The organism is Flavobacterium sp. FlaQc-48, assembly GCF_044007335.1.
Lineage (GTDB): Bacteria > Bacteroidota > Bacteroidia > Flavobacteriales > Flavobacteriaceae > Flavobacterium.
In genome coordinates this window covers 54519-74651 of sequence record NZ_JBIPCR010000026.1, presented here as the reverse complement: position 1 = coordinate 74651, position 20133 = coordinate 54519, and the positions used below count along the sequence as shown (strand labels likewise).

20 protein-coding genes and 1 tRNA gene are annotated in these 20133 nt (G+C 31.6%); 10 read left to right on the top strand and 11 right to left on the bottom strand.

The genetic code is table 11. From position 1 onward, the window contains the following. Positions 1 to 148, bottom strand: a 148-nt coding sequence (locus ACHRWY_RS26135; RefSeq protein ID WP_395358710.1) for a type IX secretion system membrane protein PorP/SprF, incomplete at its 3' end; no start/stop codon positions are given. Between the two features lie 1039 nt (positions 149 to 1187). Between ACHRWY_RS26135 and ACHRWY_RS26130 the strand changes: the two genes are divergently transcribed. Beyond that, on the top strand, positions 1188 to 2006 hold the full coding sequence (locus ACHRWY_RS26130; RefSeq protein ID WP_395358704.1) for a helix-turn-helix domain-containing protein: 819 nt from the start codon (positions 1188 to 1190) through the stop codon (positions 2004 to 2006). A gap of 45 nt (positions 2007 to 2051) precedes the next feature. Continuing rightward, positions 2052 to 3179, top strand: coding sequence for an FAD-dependent oxidoreductase (locus tag ACHRWY_RS26125; RefSeq protein ID WP_395358702.1), 1128 nt, complete (start codon positions 2052 to 2054; stop codon positions 3177 to 3179). Between the two features lie 109 nt (positions 3180 to 3288). On the opposite strand, the gene ACHRWY_RS26120 is transcribed toward ACHRWY_RS26125, so the two are convergent. After that, complete coding sequence (locus tag ACHRWY_RS26120; protein ID WP_395358700.1) at positions 3289 to 5004, bottom strand: hypothetical protein; 1716 nt, start codon at positions 5002 to 5004, stop codon at positions 3289 to 3291. Positions 5005 to 5242: 238 nt separating this feature from the next. Between ACHRWY_RS26120 and ACHRWY_RS26115 the strand changes: the two genes are divergently transcribed. The 6 genes from ACHRWY_RS26115 (at position 5243) to ACHRWY_RS26090 (ending at position 9948) form a co-directional block, all read left to right on the top strand. After that, complete coding sequence (locus tag ACHRWY_RS26115) at positions 5243 to 5938, top strand: helix-turn-helix transcriptional regulator (protein ID WP_395358698.1); 696 nt, start codon at positions 5243 to 5245, stop codon at positions 5936 to 5938. Positions 5939 to 6055: 117 nt separating this feature from the next. Next, positions 6056 to 6598, top strand: coding sequence for a DUF4494 domain-containing protein (locus ACHRWY_RS26110; protein WP_395358696.1), 543 nt, complete (start codon positions 6056 to 6058; stop codon positions 6596 to 6598). 235 nt (positions 6599 to 6833) lie between these two features. After that, positions 6834 to 7616, top strand: a complete 783-nt coding sequence (locus ACHRWY_RS26105; protein ID WP_395358694.1) for a hypothetical protein — start codon at positions 6834 to 6836, stop codon at positions 7614 to 7616. A 73-nt stretch (positions 7617 to 7689) separates the two neighbouring features. After that, complete coding sequence (locus ACHRWY_RS26100) at positions 7690 to 9216, top strand: ArnT family glycosyltransferase (protein WP_395358692.1); 1527 nt, start codon at positions 7690 to 7692, stop codon at positions 9214 to 9216. Between the two features lie 6 nt (positions 9217 to 9222). Continuing rightward, positions 9223 to 9747, top strand: coding sequence for a DUF4269 domain-containing protein (locus ACHRWY_RS26095; protein WP_395358690.1), 525 nt, complete (start codon positions 9223 to 9225; stop codon positions 9745 to 9747). Positions 9748 to 9875: 128 nt separating this feature from the next. Then, positions 9876 to 9948: transfer RNA gene (locus ACHRWY_RS26090), tRNA-Met, on the top strand. A 133-nt stretch (positions 9949 to 10081) separates the two neighbouring features. Here the strand turns inward: ACHRWY_RS26090 and ACHRWY_RS26085 are convergent. The 7 genes from ACHRWY_RS26085 to ACHRWY_RS26055 form a co-directional block, all read right to left on the bottom strand. Then, on the bottom strand, positions 10082 to 10522 hold the full coding sequence (locus ACHRWY_RS26085) for a 2-dehydro-3-deoxyphosphooctonate aldolase (RefSeq protein ID WP_395358688.1): 441 nt from the start codon (positions 10520 to 10522) through the stop codon (positions 10082 to 10084). Between the two features lie 167 nt (positions 10523 to 10689). Then, positions 10690 to 11571, bottom strand: coding sequence for a thiopeptide-type bacteriocin biosynthesis protein (locus tag ACHRWY_RS26080; RefSeq protein WP_395358686.1), 882 nt, complete (start codon positions 11569 to 11571; stop codon positions 10690 to 10692). 8 nt (positions 11572 to 11579) lie between these two features. Next, positions 11580 to 13793 (bottom strand): lantibiotic dehydratase family protein, encoded by a 2214-nt coding sequence (locus tag ACHRWY_RS26075; RefSeq protein ID WP_395358684.1) that lies wholly within the window; start codon positions 13791 to 13793, stop codon positions 11580 to 11582. Between the two features lie 5 nt (positions 13794 to 13798). Next, entirely contained in the window at positions 13799 to 15478 is a 1680-nt protein-coding gene (locus ACHRWY_RS26070) for a S41 family peptidase (RefSeq protein WP_395358682.1), read from the bottom strand. A gap of 26 nt (positions 15479 to 15504) precedes the next feature. Then, positions 15505 to 16758 carry a lanthionine synthetase LanC family protein gene (locus ACHRWY_RS26065; protein ID WP_395358680.1) on the bottom strand — a complete coding sequence of 418 codons (1254 nt, stop codon included), beginning with the start codon at positions 16756 to 16758 and terminating at the stop codon, positions 15505 to 15507. A gap of 53 nt (positions 16759 to 16811) precedes the next feature. Continuing rightward, positions 16812 to 17069, bottom strand: a complete 258-nt coding sequence (locus tag ACHRWY_RS26060; RefSeq protein ID WP_395358678.1) for a class I lanthipeptide — start codon at positions 17067 to 17069, stop codon at positions 16812 to 16814. 29 nt (positions 17070 to 17098) lie between these two features. Beyond that, positions 17099 to 17362 (bottom strand): class I lanthipeptide, encoded by a 264-nt coding sequence (locus tag ACHRWY_RS26055; RefSeq protein ID WP_395358676.1) that lies wholly within the window; start codon positions 17360 to 17362, stop codon positions 17099 to 17101. 202 nt (positions 17363 to 17564) lie between these two features. Here ACHRWY_RS26055 and ACHRWY_RS26050 point away from each other — a divergent pair, with 202 nt between their 5' ends. Beyond that, complete coding sequence (locus ACHRWY_RS26050; protein ID WP_395358674.1) at positions 17565 to 17888, top strand: helix-turn-helix domain-containing protein; 324 nt, start codon at positions 17565 to 17567, stop codon at positions 17886 to 17888. Between the two features lie 170 nt (positions 17889 to 18058). Here ACHRWY_RS26050 and ACHRWY_RS26045 read toward each other — a convergent pair whose 3' ends face one another. Next, entirely contained in the window at positions 18059 to 18364 is a 306-nt protein-coding gene (locus tag ACHRWY_RS26045; protein WP_395358672.1) for a hypothetical protein, read from the bottom strand. 246 nt (positions 18365 to 18610) lie between these two features. Next, positions 18611 to 19396 (bottom strand): Two component regulator three Y domain protein, encoded by a 786-nt coding sequence (locus ACHRWY_RS26040; RefSeq protein WP_395358670.1) that lies wholly within the window; start codon positions 19394 to 19396, stop codon positions 18611 to 18613. Positions 19397 to 19577: 181 nt separating this feature from the next. Between ACHRWY_RS26040 and ACHRWY_RS26035 the strand changes: the two genes are divergently transcribed. Then, on the top strand, positions 19578 to 20066 hold the full coding sequence (locus ACHRWY_RS26035; protein ID WP_395358668.1) for a DUF1761 domain-containing protein: 489 nt from the start codon (positions 19578 to 19580) through the stop codon (positions 20064 to 20066). Positions 20067 to 20133: the final 67 nt, after the last annotated feature.

The window sequence follows — 20133 nt, the reverse complement described above, 5'->3', positions numbered from 1 at the left end:
CAAAAATACTTAAAGCACCACGCGAACCCGCATAAGCCGGATTGATGTTGATCGCGTTGTACATGTATTGCGTAAACTGTGCATCCTGCTGCCCATAACCCGCAAGCGTGACAAACATTATGACGAAGAAAAATAATTTTGTTCTCATATTTGAATCGTATTATTTTAAATAGTTATTACTTAACACTCTAAGTTTTATTTTTTTTACCACAGAGAATCAAACCGTTCAAACATCTTTGATTTATAATGATCCTATTTCTTTCAAAATGTTACTATTACCATTGTCATGTTTTAAAGTCTACAAGACTTACATTAAAATATTGCAGGAATAAGGACTAAACTTTTAAGTAGTTTAATTCCATTTTGATTTCGTTTAGATCACAACTAATTACTATTATGCTATGATCGCCTTTCAAAAAACGGAAAGGGATTAATTTTTAAAAATTATTTAGCAACTCAGATCACTAATTAAAATATTGGGCTTTTAGCTGATATATTCTAACAAACTATCGTGGGGCATACATTGTTTGTTAAAATTATTTTGGAGTTAAATCAAGAGAAAAACAAGTGTATAATTTCAATAACATCATATGATGTGTATATAAAATACTATAGACTTAAATAATTAAATTTCTAAAAAATCAATGAACGAATTCTTTATGATTTTATTTAAGATTAGTAAATATACTGAAATACAACATATTACAAAAGAAAAAATTAAAAAACATACTATATAACCTACACGCCTTACAAAAACAGAGAACTTTTTATGACATTACACACTTCATTTAATTTTAAAATAGGGACAAAAAAAATGAGAGGATACAAATCCTCTCATCTTCACTAAAAACTATTAAAACATTAAAAAAACAAGATACAGGTCATTCCAAAAAACAATTAAAAATGGTCTTTTAATTATAATGGGTAAATATCTAAAAATCAAAATCATATATTTGCCGCTAAACGTTTTTTTTATCCTACTTTAAGACATATTTGCATTAGCTTAATTTTAGAAGGCAGGAGTTCTTTCATTAAGATCAGTTTTAAAATACAACTACCGTTTCTTTTAAATTTACCTGAGCATACCTTCCTAAACGCTATGTCCTTTTCTTGACTTTATGATCACCAATCCATTTGCTAAATTTTAAATATCTTTGATATTACCTCAGCTAATAAACAATCAATACATGCAGCATCAGGAATTTGCCCCACCCGAAGAACTAAAAGATACCATAAAATGCTTTTGGTACGACAAAAGAGAATCCGGAGAACTACAAGCGAGTTTTGAAGTAGTACCTGATGGATATGCAGAAATTATTTTCTATTTCGGAAGTCTTTACAGCATTTCTGACAATGGTGAATTAGAACGATTGCCATCTCCTTTTATGATGGGATTACTCCATAAGCCTGTTCGGTTTTATACTAAAAACTGTTTAGAAATTATTGGTGTAAGATGTTTTCCGTGGACTGTTTTCGATTTGCTAAAATTACCTTCCGGTAAAGACGGGGTTCGCATATTTGAACATCCTGTCGCACAACTTCAGCTTACTTTGAATATATTAATTTCTGAAGGTAAAACAGATCAGGTTGTAGATCAGTTAAAACAGTATTTTCTAAAAGAAAGATCCCAAATCCCAATAGACAGTATACTTTTTAAAGCAGGAGTTGCTATGGGTAAAGCAAATGGCAATCTCCCTGTAAGTCAGGTTGCTGAGGCTGCGCATGCAACCGTTCGAACATTAGAAAGAAAATTTAAGCAATCATCCGGTTATAGCGTCAAAGATGTTTCCGGCTTAATGCGTTTTGAGCAGGTTCGGAATCAGCTGTGGGCAGATCCAAACACCAATATTGCCGGTTTAGCGCAGGAGCTGGGTTATAGTGATCAATCTCATCTTAGCAGAGAATTTAAACGATACAGCGGCACTACTCCCAGTGTATTTGCACGAGAATCTAAAAAAGGAAAACTTACGCTGGAGAACAATTTTGTCGCATTTGTACAATCGTAGTACCGTAACAATTGAGAATTTTGTATTTCCTGTAAAACAAAACTCATGTTACTAAAAAATAAAAAAATAGCCATCATTGGTGCGGGCCCTGTTGGCTTGACAATGGCAAGATTACTACAACAAAAAGGAATCGATGTAACCGTTTACGAACGGGACAAAGATGCACTCACCCGAATTTCCGGAGGTACACTCGACCTTCACAAAGGTTCCGGACAGGATGCAATGGAAAAAGCCGGACTGCTCAAAAACTACTACAAAATGGCGATACCTATGGGAAGAACCATAGCCAACGAACAGGGCAAAATACTATTCTCTAAAAAACCCACAACCGAAGAGCAATACAACAATCCCGAAATCAACAGAAATGATCTAAGACAATTATTATTAAACAGCTTAACAAATGATACTGTTATATGGGACAGTAAATTTACACAACTCGAAACTCTAAACGGCAAGTGGATTTTGCATTTTGAAAATAACGTAACGGCGACAGCAGATGTTGTTATTGGGGCCAATGGCGGAATGTCCAGCGTGAGGAAATATATCACAGATTCTGAAATTGAATATACAGGAACCCTAATTATACAAGGCGAAGTATTTCAACCCGAAATTGTATGTCCAGAATTCCTTCAACTTTGCAATGATAGCATTTTAATGACTGCAAGTAATGGAAACTTAGTGGTTGCAAACCCCAAAAACGGCAATCTTCTAAGCTATAATGTAATGTTTAAAACACCTGAAAAATCTACAAGTGGTGAATTCAACTTTGAGCAAAAAGACACTATTGCAAACTTTCTACTAAATAGATTATGGCTTTGGGATGAAAAATACAAAGCATTAATTCGTGCCACATCATCATTTGTTGTATGGCCCACCAGAAAAATATCACTGAAAAAGCCCTGGAAAAACGATCGCCCATTACCTGTAACGCTTATTGGAGATGCCGCACATATAATGCCTCCTTTTGCAGGCCAGGGCGTAAATACAGGTTTGAAAGATGCATTTATTTTATCTGAAAACCTCACAAACGGAAAATATAAAACTATAGAAGATGCGATTAATAATTATGAACAACAAATGTTTGCTTATGCAACAGCTGCGCAATATGAAACGAGTAAAAATGAAATAGACATGCGACATCCTGACTTTTCTTTTCAAAAATTTTATACCTAAAATACTGCTTCATTTTTATCATATTTCATATTAGAAATACTATATAAAACTGCCCAAATTCAAAACGTTTGTGCAGTTTTTCAAATGATCTTACAGGATAACATAAAAACTATTGCTGTCCATTCTCTAGTTTCTCAAATGCATTTTCGGTTAAATCGATCGCATATTGAATAAAAGCACTACATTTTAGTTCAAGAAGTCTATTATTTTCAATACCATCATAACGAACCTCTCTTTGCTTTGAAATTTTGGGATTTTCAGTCATAAATTGATAAAGAGCTTTTTCTTTTTCATCCTTAAAATCAAAAGGAAGTTCCACTTCTTTTATGTACTTCAATAAAGAAAATAAATAGTTTATCGAAAATTTAGCAGAATGATACCCCAAAAACAAATAAATAAGGCCAATAGCAATTTGTTCAATAGTTTTACAAAAAAGCACTTTTTTTATAATCGCCGAATCATCATTGAAACAGTTTTGAGCGAGACTAAACAATTGCTTCGCTATGAGGATACGATTTTCTACATATTTTTTTGAAAAGTTAAAATCCAGCTCTGCTTCAAGATTGGTAACATAAACAAGATATAAAGGATTGTTATAAACCAAAAGGCCGTTAACTATAATATGATCGAAGAAATATTTTTGGTTTTGATTTTTTTTACGCACATAGTTCGAGCTGTGATTTAGTACTGTTACCTTATATTTCCCTTCAAATCTGGTTCTTATCAAATTCTGCATTGATGATATTGCATTTGCCTGAGACTCCAAATTTACAACCAATAAATAAAAATGATATTCGGGAAGGTTTTTAGAGTAGTTGCTATTTTTTGCATGGGACACTTGGGTATGAATTGTAGCATAGCCAAAACAATAAATTGTTCGTATACTGAAAGCCTCCGTCAGTGCAGTACTAATTTTAGCCAATGCATTCTCAATAATGTAATTGGACCGGATTTTATCATTAAAAATAGATTTTCCAATAAAATTTTGATGAGCCAGCTCTCTGGATTTTTCAACACATAACTTTGTATATTCCGTAAAAAGCCTGTTGATTTCCTTTTGCATTAACTCTACTTTTACTTTTGCTCTGGCAACAAATGCAGTGTCAATATCCTTCATAATTTGGTTTTGTAAAGTACAGGTGTAAGCAGCATTCAACAGGACCAGAATTTCTTTATCAGCCTCAATATCTATATTAATTATTTTTTTTAATGAGGGTGCAAAATCAATTAAATAGTCATAATGCATTAATAAGCAAGTCGAACTAATAAATTGAGGAGTCAGGAATTCTGAAGCACAGATATAAACATACCGTAAGGTTTGATGCAAAGCAAAAGCCGCTTCTATAGTTTTACTATTTCTCGAATACACAGAAATATTCCTAAAAGATACTACTGCTGCTTCAAAATCAATACAAAATCTTTTTTTCGCCTTTTTTATCAGTTGTTTTGAGATATTTTTATCGGGATAAAATAGTTTAGAATCTGAATCAAAATAAACCAATTCTTTAAGGGTACAATGCTGAATAAAATAAGGTTTCTTTTTTCTAAAACCATAAGTTGCCCAATTTGAATTGATAAACTTAAAGATAAAATCAGGATATATCTCTATCCGTTTATGCAGCGTTTCAGCTAACATATCACCATCCTGACTACAATCCTCTTTCAGTATAAAAGTCACCACCACATTAGTAACATCATTAAACGATACATAAACGGCTCCTGCTTCAACAAAATAAAGCAGGTCATTAATTGCTTTTTCCAGTCGATCATAATGAGGAGTTCCGGGTGCTAATTGAAGTAGGTAATCCCTATTATTTATATACATGTGAAATCTGATTTTTTTTATCAATCCAATTTTATAATTATCTTAATTTTCCTGCTATTCCCGAATAGTCATAGCAGTTTTTGACCTGATTTTAATGATATTTCAGGTCATAAGTATATTTTTGTATTTTTTTTCGTACGTTTGCTTTTTGTTAGTTTTGTATCTTTTTATTTACAAATATAGCGAGTAAAAGTGATATTTCATCACAAAAATAGGAAATAATCTATAAAATTTTAAAATGATTACCGAAAGAATACTACAAATCATTGATTATAAAGGAATTAATAGAAGGAGATTTTATATTGAAACCGGGCTTTCTAATGGCTTCTTAGATAAAGTAAAAGACATTGGCGTATCCAAACTAGAGCATATCCTCACTATCTACCCTGATATTAATCCGGAATGGCTCCTGACAGGAAAAGGGTATATGACTGCCCCAAAAGCTTATTCTGAAGATGAGTCTACACTTCACTGGATTGAAGACCCGGGAGTTATCTACACCAAAAGAATCAAAAAACCGGTACCGTTATACGATGTACAAACGCCTGAAGGAATTATTTCTTTATTTGGAGCATCAGAACAGGAACCTATTGATTACATATCGGTACCTAATTTACAAAATTGTGACGGTGCCATTTATGTAAGCGGAGACAGCATGTATCCAATTTTAAAAAGCGGAGATACCATCTTGTTTAAGAAAATGAGCAATATAATCGACAATATTTTTTGGGGTGAAATGTATTTGGTTTCTTTCTCTACGGATGATCTTGAAGAATTCCTGATGATTAAATGGATTCAAAAATCCAAAAAGGGAGAAGACTGGATAAAACTGGTCAGCGAAAATACGCAACATGAGCCAAAAGATATTCAATTTAAGCATGTCAAAGGATTCGCATTAATTAAAACCAGCATTAGAACAATCTCTACTTATTAAGCACTAGAAACTAAGAACTTACAACATTGCAATCGAAATTGTGAATATCTATTTCAGGAATTTCCAATTTATTTTCGTGTAAAATCTATCTTTGGCATCCTTAAAAAATTATAAGAGATGAGCGCAACTTGGTACGAATGCAAAGTAAAATATAGAAAAACAGATGAAACGGGCGGACAAAAAGTTCTAACTGAACCTTATTTGGTTGATGCTTTATCTTATACAGAAGCCGAAAAAAGAATTAATGAAGAGATGGCTGCTTATATTAGTGAAGAATTTAAAATCACCAATATTAAAGTGGCCAATTATGCTGAAATTCATCCTTTTGAAAATGCAGACCGCTGGTTCAAATCAAAAGTTTCTTTGATGGCTTATGACGAAGAAAGCGGTAAAGAAAGAAAATCGAATATGTATTTGTTAGTACAGGCAAATGATGTCAGAGAAGCGTACGATAATACACTTCACGTGATGCAAAGCACAATGGGAGAATATTCGATCCCGGCAGTATCTGAATCTCCAATTATGGACGTTTTCCCTTACTTCAGTGGTGAAGAAGGTGAAATGGAACAATTAGAAAGATTCAATAAACTGAAAGCTTCTAAACCGGTAGAGGCAGAAAAAGTGGATCACATGGAATTTGAAACCGCATCAGAGGAATAATTTTTTAAGATTCCAAAAAGAGGAAATTCATTTACAAGATTGAATTTTTAATACCAATAGCTTCAGAGAAATCTGGAGCTTTTTGCTTTTCATACACTTCATTTATATTGCAACAATATAATATTACAGAAGAAATTTCCTAACTAAAATAAAGTGTCTTAAATTTGGAAATATTTTACAAAACGCTTTTTCAAATATATTTTCAAACTATTATAACTCATAAAAAAAGGAAATTATGCCGACCAATGTAATTTTATATTTGAATGCAAATGGAGAAAAAATTCCAATAAAAATAAAGCAAGAAAGGAATTTAGATGCTAAAATATATTGGTCCTTTACAGAAATATGCATTGCTAAAAATTTAGATGCTGACAACTTACACAATACTATACAAAATAATTTCTGTGGAAGTAATCACTATTTAGGAGATGAAGGTTTTGTATTCAACAATCAAGAATTAATTCTATCGGATATATTTCTTTCTGTTCCGGAAGAAAATTTCGATGGAAAACTATTGCTTCAGGAATGGCTTAAAGTTCCAAAGATTACAGGACTTCCCTTTTTATTGCAACCTCAAAACTTTTTCACTATCTCTTCTTCAGATTGCAGATACTTAAATCCCACATGCGGTCATTTATTATGCTTGTCAAAAGATGTTATTAATACCTATAATTGTTTGCGTATTTCTATTCATGACCGTTTAGATTTATTATTCCAAAACAATTCACACTGTGGATTTATATTATACAATCCTATTAAAAGCATTGTCAGATTTGACGGAAATTTTACAGATGCTGACCTGGATATCGATCTTTCTTTATTATATAATCATTTTTACACCTATTTTAAATATATTAGCTTATCTAATTGGGAACGTTTGGAAAATAAAGATGAAAAAATAAAAAAAATCCTGACAAATATCGTTTCAAAAACTCAAAAAATAGATTTTTCTATAGAACCAGCATATGCTTTAAATAGGCAATGTCAATTATTACTTGAGGATTATTACAAAGCCTAAACAGATAAAATTATATTCGTTGCGTATTTTATTTAACTGAAATAAAATCGTTTGCTTCTAAACCAAAATCTATATGACCAGAAAAACGATAATTCTAATTGGTTTTATTTTTCTAAAATTTGTTTTACAATATCTATTAATCAGTCATGAATACGATTTGCAACGCGACGAATACCTGCATCTCGATCAGGCACATCATTTGGCCTGGGGATATTTATCCGTTCCGCCCGTAACCTCCTGGATTTCTTACATTATATTTTTATTAGGCAATGCTGTTTTCTGGGTTAAGTTCTTCCCTGCCCTTTTTGGCGCTCTGACACTTGTAGTTGTCTGGAAAACTATCGAACTCTTAAAAGGTAATTTATATGCTTTAGTATTAGGAGCGACCTGCATTTTGTTTTCATCATTGTTGCGACTTAACACACTGTATCAGCCCAATTCTTTAGATGTGCTGTGCTGGACAGCCTTTTACTACGTCATCATTCAATATGTTACCACAGAAAAACCAAAATGGGCCTTTATTGGTGCTATTGTATTTTCATTGGGATTTCTTAATAAATACAATATTATTTTTCTCCTTATTGGCCTCTTGCCTGCTCTGTTGTTATCAAAGCAAAGACATATATTAACACAAAAAAAGCTTTATTTGGCCCTGATTTTAGGTTTAGCTCTTATCTTACCCAATCTTTTATGGCAATACAGGAATCAATTCCCCATTGTACACCACATGAAAGAATTGGCAGAAACACAACTGGTAAACGTTGACCGGATTGATTTTTTAAAAGAACAGTTATTATTTTTTATAGGCTCATTCTTGGTTATACTGGCAGCACTTTATGCCTTGTTATTTTATAAGTCTTTTGCTAAATACAAATTCTTTTTTGCCAACATCATTTTTACGCTTGCTGTATTTATTTATTTCAAAGCAAAAGCTTATTATGCTATTGGTTTATATCCTGTTTATATTGCTTTTGGCGCTGTTTTTCTTTCGCAAATTCTAAATACCGGTTGGAGACATTATTTAAAACCTGTCTTCATCATTATTCCGCTACTGTTTTTTATTCCCATGTACAACCTAGCTTTTCCAAATAAAAGTCCGGAATATATCGCAAAAAATCCGGAGAAATACAAAAAAATGGGAATGCTGCGCTGGGAAGACGGAAAGGATCATGATTTACCACAAGATTTTGCCGATATGCTGGGCTGGAAAGAACTCGCCCGAAAAACAGATTCTGTTTATGCTTTACTTCCAAATAAAAGAGAAACGCTTGTTCTTTGTGACAATTACGGACAAGCCGGAGCCATAAATTATTACACCAAAAAAGGAATAAAAGCTGTTTCATTCAATGCCGATTATGTCAATTGGTTCAATCTTGATGTGTACTATAAAAATCTCATCAGAATTAAAACTTATGAAGGCAAAAGTACTGAACTTCAGGAAACAGGTCCTTACTTTCAAACTTCAGCCATTGCTGGCGAAATAACGAATACTTATGCGCGGGAATACAAAACCACCATTTTTGTTTTTACAAATGCTAAAGTCAACATCAATAAAAAAATCGAAGCCGAAATCAAAGAAGAAAAAAATTATAATAAATAAAACATAATGATAGATTTTTGCGCTATTGAATATCTAAGAAGTGGAAATCCAACTCAAATTCAGGCTTTTGAAACCTTAACTCAAAATAGGGTATTATCGAATCTTGCGGAGTTTGAGCCTATTTTGGTTGGCACAATTCCGATCAATATTAATATTGAAAACAGCGACTTGGATATTATTTGTTATTGGAAAAACAAAACTGATTTTATTGAAAAGCTACACTTGCTTTTTGAAGGTGAAGTAGATTTCAGCAGTAGAGCAACACAAATTAACAAACAGGAATCGGTTATTGCAAACTTTAAAATCGATGGTTTTGAAATTGAGATTTTTGGACAAAATACTCCCACCAGAAATCAAAATGGGTACAAACACCTGATTAAAGAATATGAAATCCTACAAGCAAAAGGCGAAAGTTTTAGATTAGAAATCATCAAACTCAAACAAAACGGCTACAAAACCGAACCCGCTTTTGCTCATTTATTAGGCCTAAAAGGGGATCCTTATATCAAATTACTGGAATACAAAATATAGATCTCACATTTTAGACATTTTAAATCACTGTCAATTAACGATTTGCCAATAAAAACATAAGATTTAAAAATAATTGGCAAATTTCTTTGCATAACCGTATTTAGTGCTTATCTTTGCACCCGAAACATCGCGGGATAGAGCAGTAGGCAGCTCGTCGGGCTCATAACCCGAAGGTCACAGGTTCGAGTCCTGTTCCCGCTACTAAGACAAAGCTTCAGAGAAATCTGAAGCTTTTTTCGTTTTTGGACTACCTTGAAATAATGTTCACGAACAGGATGCTCTCGCCACCCGCGACAATTGCTTAAAACCGCTGTTAGTCAACGTTGTAGTGTGGCTAGTTTTTTGAAGTCAAACCTGAGGGAATCATTAAACTGTCTTTATCGTACATATTGATATAAATCTTTAGAGTATCTGTGATATCTTCCCAATATACTTTATAGATATCAAGTGAGCCCTTGAGTCCTTTTTCTACATTTGGAGTTTCAAAAAGGCAACAGCTTCCTTGTCTATAAAATCTGAGTGTTTGGCCATTTGGCCCTTTCAATGCACTCAAAAATCTTCGTTCATTTTTTGGCCCAGTCTTTTCGGACCTACCTCCCACCTTAATTGGATTTGATTCAGTAAAGCCATAACTCTTATCAGAACTTTGGACCGTTACATGAAAGTAGTCCGGTTCAACCGGTCCTTCTTTTTCTAAAAGTGCTTTTTCTAATTGTTTTTGTTTATTATTACAGGAAAGAAATAATAATAAAATCAAGCCAAGATATATTTTCATTAGTGTTTTTTTTATAATGCTGGCTAACGTTCTGGTACTACAGTCGGTTTGAGACTAAATTAAGCCCATATTGATGCATTACTCTTGATTTATAGTATTTTATAAAACGCATAAAGTCAAAAACTATCAAAACATTTCATAGAATCCCAATCCATTAACTTCAAACTTTAGATGGTATTTTTATCATATTTAATTCTTGCTATTTTTGATTCATAATATAACAATAACATAGTGTAACTAACAAATTCATTTTTTCTGTTCTTTGTTCTGAATAAACGATTCATAGTCATATGGATATGGCTCGAGATTATATAATTAATATTATAAGCAGAATCATGGCTTTTTTGTGTAATTACTTTTGCTATGCCTTTTATTGAAGACGATTTATTTTCAAGCAGAAGAAACAAATAATCATTCGCTGCACTATTAATAACAGAATCAATTTCTTTTTTAAATTGTATGTATTTTGGATTTATTTGTTTTTTTGCTGTGTTCCCCACTCCAAACTCCTGACCAAATGACGCTGTTAAATCTTCCATTAAATTTTTCTTTTCCTGAATTGATAGCCCAAAATCATCCATAAACTTATCAACAATTTTAAGTCCCCATAACCATTTTAAGTTTGAATTTTCATCTTCTTCAAGAACATCTAAGGCATTTATAATCATTAGACTGTCATAATAAAATAAACGTTCAGACTGTTCCATTATTGGAGCACCATATCGCTCAAGTTCCCGATCATAGGTATCCATTTGAACTTTCCAAATAAGCCCTTTCTCTTTTAACTCTTTTAATTCTTTGTTTACCAAATTCAGAATATGAATCAACTGATCCGGATTACTCATATGTATTCTCAATCTCAAATGAAAATCGGGATCAGAGTATCTGATAAAAAACCATTGATCAACATTATAAGAGGCAACTAGTTTTTCAAGTACTGATTTAAGATTATTTATTAAAATTAAGTCTGCAGTTTTAACCCCCAGATATATCTTATAATAAATCCATTCCTCCCCAATAATAAAACTTCTTTGTATATGTGTATTCATTTTTTATATTATTTTACATCCTTGTAAAAAGAAAAAATCATCTCGTTTACATATCTTTTGCCATCTTCATCAGAGCAAATAGCTGATTGGTTAAATAAAAACTCTTCAAGAATTATCCAGTGTTTATTTTTAATTTCAGAAAAAAGCATTTTCAGGGCTGCACTGTTTTTTAAATTTAAAAGAAGCTTATTGTCACCATCAACCAAATACATAAATTGATTTAAATTCTTTTCTTTGCACAATAGCTCAATTTCTTTGATTATATCCTTTTCATTTGAAAGTTTCATAATCTCCTTTAATTCTTTAGTTTCTATTTTCCATTTGGCTGTAGAAAGAATAATATCATCATAAGTAATTCTAGGTAAGAAAAGAAGTTCATTTAGCAGAACTCCCCAATCAAATCTTAAATAATTTCTATTTTCATTAAACTGCATGTCACATAGAAAACGGTACATTGGCAAACTACTGTTTGAATAATTATGAGCAGTTGTTAATCTTGGTAAAATTTCCTGACCATTTTTTTTTGATGTAAGAATGATTTTATTATTTCTAATCGAAATTAGAATATCATTTACTGATATTTGATTAGTATCTGACTTTAATGATTTTGACAAATAGGGAATCTCGTATTTTCTAAAAGAAGGACGTAATAAAATATTTCCAATACGATTCTCCGGCAAATGAACTATCTCTGCTATTATTTTATCTCTATTACTGTTTTCTTCAAAAGTGATAATTTCATTTATAAACTCATTAATCTGGGAATCTCCATGACAAAACCGACCTAATAAATTTCCTGCACTCGATGCGATACAGGCATCCATTAAAATTTGCATTTTACCATCTATAAAGACAATTTGTGATATTGTCGAAAAAGTCGTTGACAGATCATCCCAATTGCTTGTGAAGTTGCTAAATTCTTCGTCGTAAAGCTGAATTACTTTGCTTTTGTCCTGAACTGACTGAATTACCTTTTTTAATAAAATACTATCCAAATCAGACCATGAGACATTCTTGATTTTTACAGTCGGTTTGGTTTTATTCGTAAGAAAAACATCATCAATTAAAGAGTTACTATCTCCGTTGCTGGATTTGACCGGATATCCAATACCCACTTCTTCGTCTAAAACCAAAGATAACGGCATTTCCCTGCTTTCGTATCTTTCAAAAAATTTGGTTTTGAACTCTCCTAAACTTGAATTTTTACCATTTAAAGAAATCTTATTGAGAAACTGAAGTGCCTTTAAAATTTTTGGCTTGATCTCTGAATTTAAAACATTCTCTTTTGTATTAAGAATTAAATCTGTTTGAAAAATATGTTTTTCATTGAGTACAATATCCAGGGATTCTAAGACTTTTATTATCTCAATGTAAGGATCTGAACTATTTCCAATTTTCAAATCTATCTGAACAAGCTCATTTTTAATAGTCGTCAATTTATTTTTTAACTCTTCTACATTTTCAAGTTTATCCAGAACATGAAGTAATTGATCCATATTTTCATCTCCCGACACGGTTTGTTGTATCTCGCTTATTAAAATTTGATTTTCAATTATTTCATAGATAAATTCTAAAGCTTCTTCAGTACTAATGTCTTCGCCTCTAATTTTATTTACCAGATTTTCTATAGTAATTCCGCTTCGAGCTGCATTTAAAATAATTTCTAAATATTCAGAATTTTCTATCTCTACGATCTGGTGAATTAAAGATCCTTTACTATTGTAATGGCTCTCAATATACCTCAGTTGTCCTGATGCATTATATAAACTGGTATTTGGGAAATAAATTAATTGTTTTTTTATTTCTGGATCACTTTCAATTTTTTTAAACAGCAAACCGGTTAAATCCATATCAAGGCGGGTATGTCTGCTATTTTGCTTATCAAGGATAATAGAATCACTATTATCGTTAATTTCTCCAAGACTACTTCCTGCAAAAAGTCCAAATGGGGTAGATCTTGACGAAATTCTTGATAAATATTTTAAAAAAGAGTTTTGAATCTTCTCTTTTTCCCTCGTGCTGTTTATTTCATTTTTTGCTAATTTCTTAAGCTCTTTATATAAGATGGGGGAAGCTAAATAAATTGCTTCTGCTATAGCAGGATTTGAAAATTCAGCTAAAATTTCTTCCTCTGTGATATTTTCGTTTTTTGTTATTTTAAAGAAATAATCTACAGAAAGCAGTGGGGTTCTCAATATATATTTATTGAATATTTTATACATTTTTTTTAATTGTTATTATTTTCAATTATTCTAACCGCTTGCTTTATATACAATTCATAATCATATTTTTTTGCGCTTTCCTGAATTAAATGGTCAATATGCAAGCCGTTTCTTTGAACTTCTTTTCCATTAGGATAAAAAGCGCCCAAAGCAGTGAAGTTAACCTCTGTTGTATCAGGCATCATAAAGCTGACAATATTCATTACTGAGCCGGCAGTTTGTTCTCCTATCGTAATACAATTTGGAGCCTGTTGAATTGCCATGCCAATATATTCAGCTTTACTTTGGGTAAAATGATTAACTAATAATACAACCTTCCCTTTATAGTAATCCGGGTTTTCTTTTCCGGCTTTAAAGGGGTCCGATATTATTTTTAGGGGAGCACTGCCATTATATTCTCCTAAAGACGGACTGTTTTGTAACGGAAATAAAACTTTTACAAATTCTTTTTTTTGTGGATAAATAAACTCAGGGATATCTTTTTCTGTAATAAACTTAGGGTAATTTCTAAGATCCAGTATTAAGCCTTTTGTACTAGATATCTCTTTAAAAACAACACTTAACTCTTTACTTGTTATTTCACTAAGATTGATATACGCAATATTGGGTTTTATAAAATTCCATTTATCGGTTTGTTTTTTATTTAAAAAACTCGGTTCAGAGCTTTGATATTTATCATAGAGATGTACATATTTTTTTAATGCTGTTCCATCTTTTTTGAGAACTTCAATTTCGATAGTGTCATTTTTACTAAATAAAAGCCATCTCCCCCATTTCTTAAAAAAATTAATATTGGATACGGATAATAATGGCCCCAGTTTTTCCTGCTGTAGATCTAAAACAGTTTTATTGTTTATCTTAGTTACAACATCACCAAGTTCAATGTTATCCTTTACGCAGAGTTGTTTATTGATTAAGCCATCTACCACTAGGGAATCATTAACTCTTTTAACCGAAAACGCTGGTTTATACCTCAACAATGAATCATTAACTATCTGACTACAATAAAATGCGTGTGAATCATTGATTTTTGTTATCAATTTTGATTTAGCAATTTCAAATTCTAAAGCAGTTTTACTTTTTATAAAATCATCACTTAAAACATTCAGAACATTAATCCACTTTTCGTCTGTAAGGTATTTGTTGACATTCCAATACTGGATTACATTCCAAAAACTATAAAGTACCAATAATCGATGGCTTTTTTCTGAAGAATTAAATGTATTAACTCCCTTCTCATTTTTAAACGACACTATTTTAGAAAACTTATCACTTGCAGCATAATAGTCCCCAATAGTAGTATTATCTTTTATAGCTGAAAGTTCAGTAGTTAGACCTTCTCCAAAAACATCAGTATCGATCCAGGAATAATCTACGTTTTTAAGAAAAAGATTGGGATTGGATTTTGTTTTATTTTTTTTTGAGATATTCCCTTTAAAACGGGTAACAAAGCTTAATAACACATCATTCAGCTGCTCCTGAGTGGCTATATTCTCTATTGTTCCACACAATTTTATAAACTCTAAATCCCAATTATATTTACCTTTACTAATTTCAGGATGGTGATATTTTAATAATCCCCAGACTAATCCGGCTTGTTTGTATTTTTCTGACTGATTGATATTTATTTGTGAATTAGCAATTGTTGAAAAAAAAATGAAACACAAAATTAAATTGTTCTTCATTTTGAAGAAATATCTTTTTTGCATATTTAAAATTTTAATAATAAAGATTCCTGAGTTAAGGAATTTTTGAATAAAAAGTGTTTATAACTGCACAGCACTCCTGTTAATCCTTCTAACAAAGAAAAATTTTGCTCATTTTCAGTATCTTTTATTAAAAAGCTGTATCCTATTTTTTCTATTCTTATTTCAGAACTATACTTATGTTTTAACGTTTCTTCAATCCAATAATGAGCCGCTTCAGAGAATTCTTTTTCTCCGGTAATATCATAGATGTTTTCAAAAATCATTGAAATTCCACTTGTTCCATGACAAAATCCAGCATCAATAGTAAACCCCTCTGTTTCAAATTTGCGTTTTGCAACGTGCCTTAATTTACTCACAATAATAGTATAGAGTTCAGCATCATCAACCTGAACAGCCGTGATCAACATGGTATACAATGCTCCAAGATCTCCATAGCACCATGCTAATCTTGAATTTTCTTTTTTTAAAATATTTTGATCAAAATCTTCGGCCTTTATAAAAGTTGGGAAAAAAGTATTTATATCTTCATCGAAGATTTGTTCATTTTGAAGATAAAAATGAATATTTCCTTTTATTAGCTCCGTAACATTTTGGTCAGTTGCTTGTTTTGAAATTGCCTTTGATAAGAAAAACATGATTGATGCATTACCATGCGCAGTCCCCATATCAATTACAGTTGTATAGTTTCTGTATTTATCATATTTTTTCCAATAGACCTGATTTCCTTTTCTAAAACTAGTCTCTTTTAAATAAGTAATTATTCTATTCACCTGTTCAAAATTATTTCGCTCTAAAAAATAAATGCCTAAACCTACCAAACCATGTAGCATATCACAATTATCATGTGATATAAAAATGCCTATTTGCTCCTCTAAAACCTCATCTGTCTGAGTTAAGATTTCATCAATTTGTGTTCTGATTTCATTGTCATCATCATTGTCTTGTTCGAGTGTATTACTTTGGTTTAATTTCATTAAAAAGAAGCCATATCCTGCTATCCCATCACAGTAAGTAGACATTATTATACTGTTCTTGTCTATAATGTCAAAAGTTTTTAATAGATAATCTATAATTTTATCTTTACTTACTAAATCAGGATTACTTATATGGCAGTCCAACAGCACCATAAGAATGCCTGTTAATCCTGAAAATAAACCTAAATGATCCGCATTTCTTGAAGCATTCAAATTGTCCCAATCCTGTATAAAGATTAGAATTTCATTAAGCTCCTTTTCAACTCTTTTTTTTAATTCCATAAATTAGATAAAAAGGCCGAAATTAATCGACCTAGTTGTTGATTGTACTTTTTTTAAATGTCTCTGGGAACACGTGGTGGAACTACCGGATCTGCCCCAATAAATGGCGGAATTTCAATAGGTCCACAATCGCTATTCATTAAACAAGTAATTCCGGCTCCCTCAGATGCAGGAACACACGGTTTCTGACTGCAGCATGCAAATCCGGAACAACCTGAATATGACGTTGTACCTGCTCCTCCGTTGATAGACTGCATTTGACTATCTGTTAAGACAGTAATAACTTTTTTCTTTAAATTTAATTTTTTCATAATGATTTTTAAATTAGTTTTTTGTTATACTATAATCCTGGAAATGGTTTTAATCCTGTATCTCCACCTGGAAACGGAACTGGCTCTTCAACAAGTACCGGAGGATTACAAGCATCATTCATTAAACAGGTAACACCAGCTCCTTCGGATGCGGGAACGCATGGTTTTTGGCTACAACATGCAAATCCGGAACATCCTGAATAAGATGTCGTACCAGCTCCACCATTGATAGACTGCATTTCGCGATCTGTCAAAACAGTGATAACCTTTTTCTTTAAATTTAATTTTTTCATAATAATTTTAATATTAGGTTTTTTTGTAATTATAAAACATCTGACTAATCTTATTTATTCAATCTATAAATCACGTGCACTTGATTTATCTTGAATTTATTCGTTCGTAAGATATTTAGCCCAATATTATAAAAAAAAATAAACAGAACTATTCTTAATTTATAAGTAATTTATTATATTCACACCTATTTTTATAGAAAATATGAATAAAATTGGGATCAGAATTAAAAGAATAAGAATCGAAAAAGGTTTTTCTCAGGAAAACATGGCAACTGAACTGGGTTTAACTCAGCCATCCTATGCAAGATTAGAAAAGGAAGGTGCACAAATTAGTATTAATCGATTAATTAATATTGCTAAAATATTAAATACCTCTGTTTCTGATTTAATAGACGAAAGTATTTTAAAAGTAAAAGATGAAAAGCATTCTGAAAATCTTGAAATAAATAAAGAATATATAGAAACATTAAAAGATGAGATTCGATTTCTGCGAAAATTAATAGAAAGCAGAGAAGTATTAAAATGATCTGTTACATAAAGAATTTGATAAGTTTAGTCTAAAGATAGATTCAAGCAATACTTTGATAAACTATTTTGTCGATATTTCCGTTCGATATGAAATCAAACCTATAAAATATGCAATAAAAAAGACTGCTCAATTGAACAGTCTTTTTTGTTTTAATCAAACTAATAAGTTTAAGCCATAAACAAAGCTCCTTTATTGTAATTGTATAACACCAAATCATAAGGCACTAAAAGTGGCGCTACCTTTTCTGTAGCAGCATTGAATTTGATTCCGTTATGTTTTCTAAACAAATAAATCTCTTTTAGACAATTTGATAAACTTTGATGAATTGAGGTTGTAAATAGTGGCAATGGCTTATCTCCTGCCAATAAATCAATTTGATAATTCGAACTGCTTTTAGACAAATTGTTCCCTATAATTCTTATTGTAAATGTTGTCGATTTTCCGTGTTGTTCACTCTGATACTGTACTACCATAATTTTATTATTAAAGGTTAGAATATTTTTATGATTTAATTTCACAATGCAAATTGATGAATTAAAGTTATGAAAAAAAAGCAAATTCTTAAAAAATACAATCTTAATTGTATATTATTTTTTTTATTGGGAAAAATGACAAAATCAGGACGTAAAAAAACCCTAATGAATTACGGTTTTTAAAGCATTCACTAAATATATTTAATTAACTTTTTCAATGATTGTAAAATTCATTCATAAGCACGGTTAATTTGGGGCAACACTTGTCGTTTCTTTTTCTGTCTTCTCCTCTAATAAAAAAGGAGCTCCTTTTTCATTCAGCATAGTCATATTTAATGAGTCCAGTAAGATTAAGTTTTTAGCAACACTTCCGCTAAATTTATTGTACGAAAGATTTAATTCTGACAAATGATGTAGTTGTTCTATCTCAGTTGGAATTTCACCTTCAAAATTATTACCAAACAAACTCAGGTTCTCCAATACATCAAAGTTTAGTATTTCTTTACTCAGAGTACCTGATAATTTATTGTTATTTAAAAGCAAAACACGCATAGTCCTAATCTTATACAGGGAATCAGGCAAATGCCCTTCAATTTCATTATTAAATAACGAAAGTACCTCAAGCTTACCTAATTTATCCATTTCTGATGGCAATTCGCCGGAGAATTTATTAGAAGAAAAATCTAAAAACCGAAGTTCTTTTAAATTATAAATAGCTTTAGGCAATTGGCCCTGTAACTTGTTTTTATGCAAATCCAGCTTCACTAAACGAGTCAAACTAAAAAAATCGGCCGGTAATTCTCCTTGCAGGTTATTATCTGCTAAATTGAGCGCAATGACTTTACCATTTTCAATCTGGACCCCGTACCAGGTTGCTATCGAAAGCGACAGATCCCATTTTATTTTCCATTGTGTTCCATTGGTCGCATGGTTTAATTGTATTAGCGCGTCTTTCTCCTGATCTGAAACAATATCTGCAAAAATATTAAGAGAAAAACCCAGTGCTAAAAAAAGAGTCAGGAGGCTTTTCATAAAATTTAGTAACTACGTTGTATCTGGCTAAAATTAGATAATTACTCCATATAATGCACGTTGTGTCGATAAAGTGTTGATAAATACCTGAAACGTATTATTTTTACTACTTTTTAAAACAAGAGAAACATTATTCTTTTTTGATTAATTTTGAGACAACTAATTATAAAAACCTAATATTATGCAAATTAACTATTTTACATTCCTCGTTGCTGCCATTGTAACTTTGGCGGTAGGCTTTGTCTGGTATCATCCAAAAGTTTTTGGAACAGTCTGGATGAAAGAAAATAATTTTACACAAGATGATCTTAGAAAAGGCAACATGCTCAAAATATTTGGGTTTACTTACCTTTTCTCTGTTATGATTGCAATGACCTTAATGTGGCTTACTATTCATCAATCCGGTGCAGTGGGCATGGTTGGCGGCCCTCCTTTAATTGCCAGCGCAAAACCCTCTTTTCATGCTTTTATGGCTGATTACGGAACCCATTACCGCACTTTTAAACATGGCGCACTTCATGGTTTTATGTCGGGTTTATTTTTTGCACTTCCAGTCATCGGCATTAACGGATTATTTGAAAGAAAGTCGTGGAAATATATTTTTGTTCATGCGGGTTTCTGGGCGCTTTCACTCACTTTAATGGGCGGCATCATCTGTGCATTTGCATAAATTATCACTATTAAACCCGTTTGAAATAGAAACGCAAACGGGTTTTTCTTAATAATAACTTAAAGGA

Bases quoted from the DNA above. Each gene is read 5' to 3' on its own strand.
- ACHRWY_RS26095 (WP_395358690.1), top strand. From the start codon at position 9,223: ATGATAGATTTTTGCGCTATTGAATATCTAAGAAGTGGAAATCCAACT.
- ACHRWY_RS26080 (WP_395358686.1), bottom strand. From the start codon at position 11,571: ATGAATACACATATACAAAGAAGTTTTATTATTGGGGAGGAATGGATT.
- ACHRWY_RS26085 (WP_395358688.1), bottom strand. From the start codon at position 10,522: ATGAAAATATATCTTGGCTTGATTTTATTATTATTTCTTTCCTGTAAT.
- ACHRWY_RS26115 (WP_395358698.1), top strand. From the start codon at position 5,243: ATGATTACCGAAAGAATACTACAAATCATTGATTATAAAGGAATTAAT.
- ACHRWY_RS26040 (WP_395358670.1), bottom strand. From the start codon at position 19,396: ATGAAAAGCCTCCTGACTCTTTTTTTAGCACTGGGTTTTTCTCTTAAT.
- ACHRWY_RS26075 (WP_395358684.1), bottom strand. From the start codon at position 13,793: ATGTATAAAATATTCAATAAATATATATTGAGAACCCCACTGCTTTCT.
- ACHRWY_RS26055 (WP_395358676.1), bottom strand. From the start codon at position 17,362: ATGAAAAAATTAAATTTAAAGAAAAAGGTTATCACTGTTTTGACAGAT.
- ACHRWY_RS26130 (WP_395358704.1), top strand. From the start codon at position 1,188: ATGCAGCATCAGGAATTTGCCCCACCCGAAGAACTAAAAGATACCATA.
- ACHRWY_RS26105 (WP_395358694.1), top strand. From the start codon at position 6,834: ATGCCGACCAATGTAATTTTATATTTGAATGCAAATGGAGAAAAAATT.
- ACHRWY_RS26110 (WP_395358696.1), top strand. From the start codon at position 6,056: ATGAGCGCAACTTGGTACGAATGCAAAGTAAAATATAGAAAAACAGAT.
- ACHRWY_RS26045 (WP_395358672.1), bottom strand. From the start codon at position 18,364: ATGGTAGTACAGTATCAGAGTGAACAACACGGAAAATCGACAACATTT.
- ACHRWY_RS26125 (WP_395358702.1), top strand. From the start codon at position 2,052: ATGTTACTAAAAAATAAAAAAATAGCCATCATTGGTGCGGGCCCTGTT.
- ACHRWY_RS26050 (WP_395358674.1), top strand. From the start codon at position 17,565: ATGAATAAAATTGGGATCAGAATTAAAAGAATAAGAATCGAAAAAGGT.
- ACHRWY_RS26035 (WP_395358668.1), top strand. From the start codon at position 19,578: ATGCAAATTAACTATTTTACATTCCTCGTTGCTGCCATTGTAACTTTG.
- ACHRWY_RS26120 (WP_395358700.1), bottom strand. From the start codon at position 5,004: ATGTATATAAATAATAGGGATTACCTACTTCAATTAGCACCCGGAACT.
- ACHRWY_RS26060 (WP_395358678.1), bottom strand. From the start codon at position 17,069: ATGAAAAAATTAAATTTAAAGAAAAAAGTTATTACTGTCTTAACAGAT.
- ACHRWY_RS26065 (WP_395358680.1), bottom strand. From the start codon at position 16,758: ATGGAATTAAAAAAAAGAGTTGAAAAGGAGCTTAATGAAATTCTAATC.
- ACHRWY_RS26100 (WP_395358692.1), top strand. From the start codon at position 7,690: ATGACCAGAAAAACGATAATTCTAATTGGTTTTATTTTTCTAAAATTT.
- ACHRWY_RS26070 (WP_395358682.1), bottom strand. From the start codon at position 15,478: ATGAAGAACAATTTAATTTTGTGTTTCATTTTTTTTTCAACAATTGCT.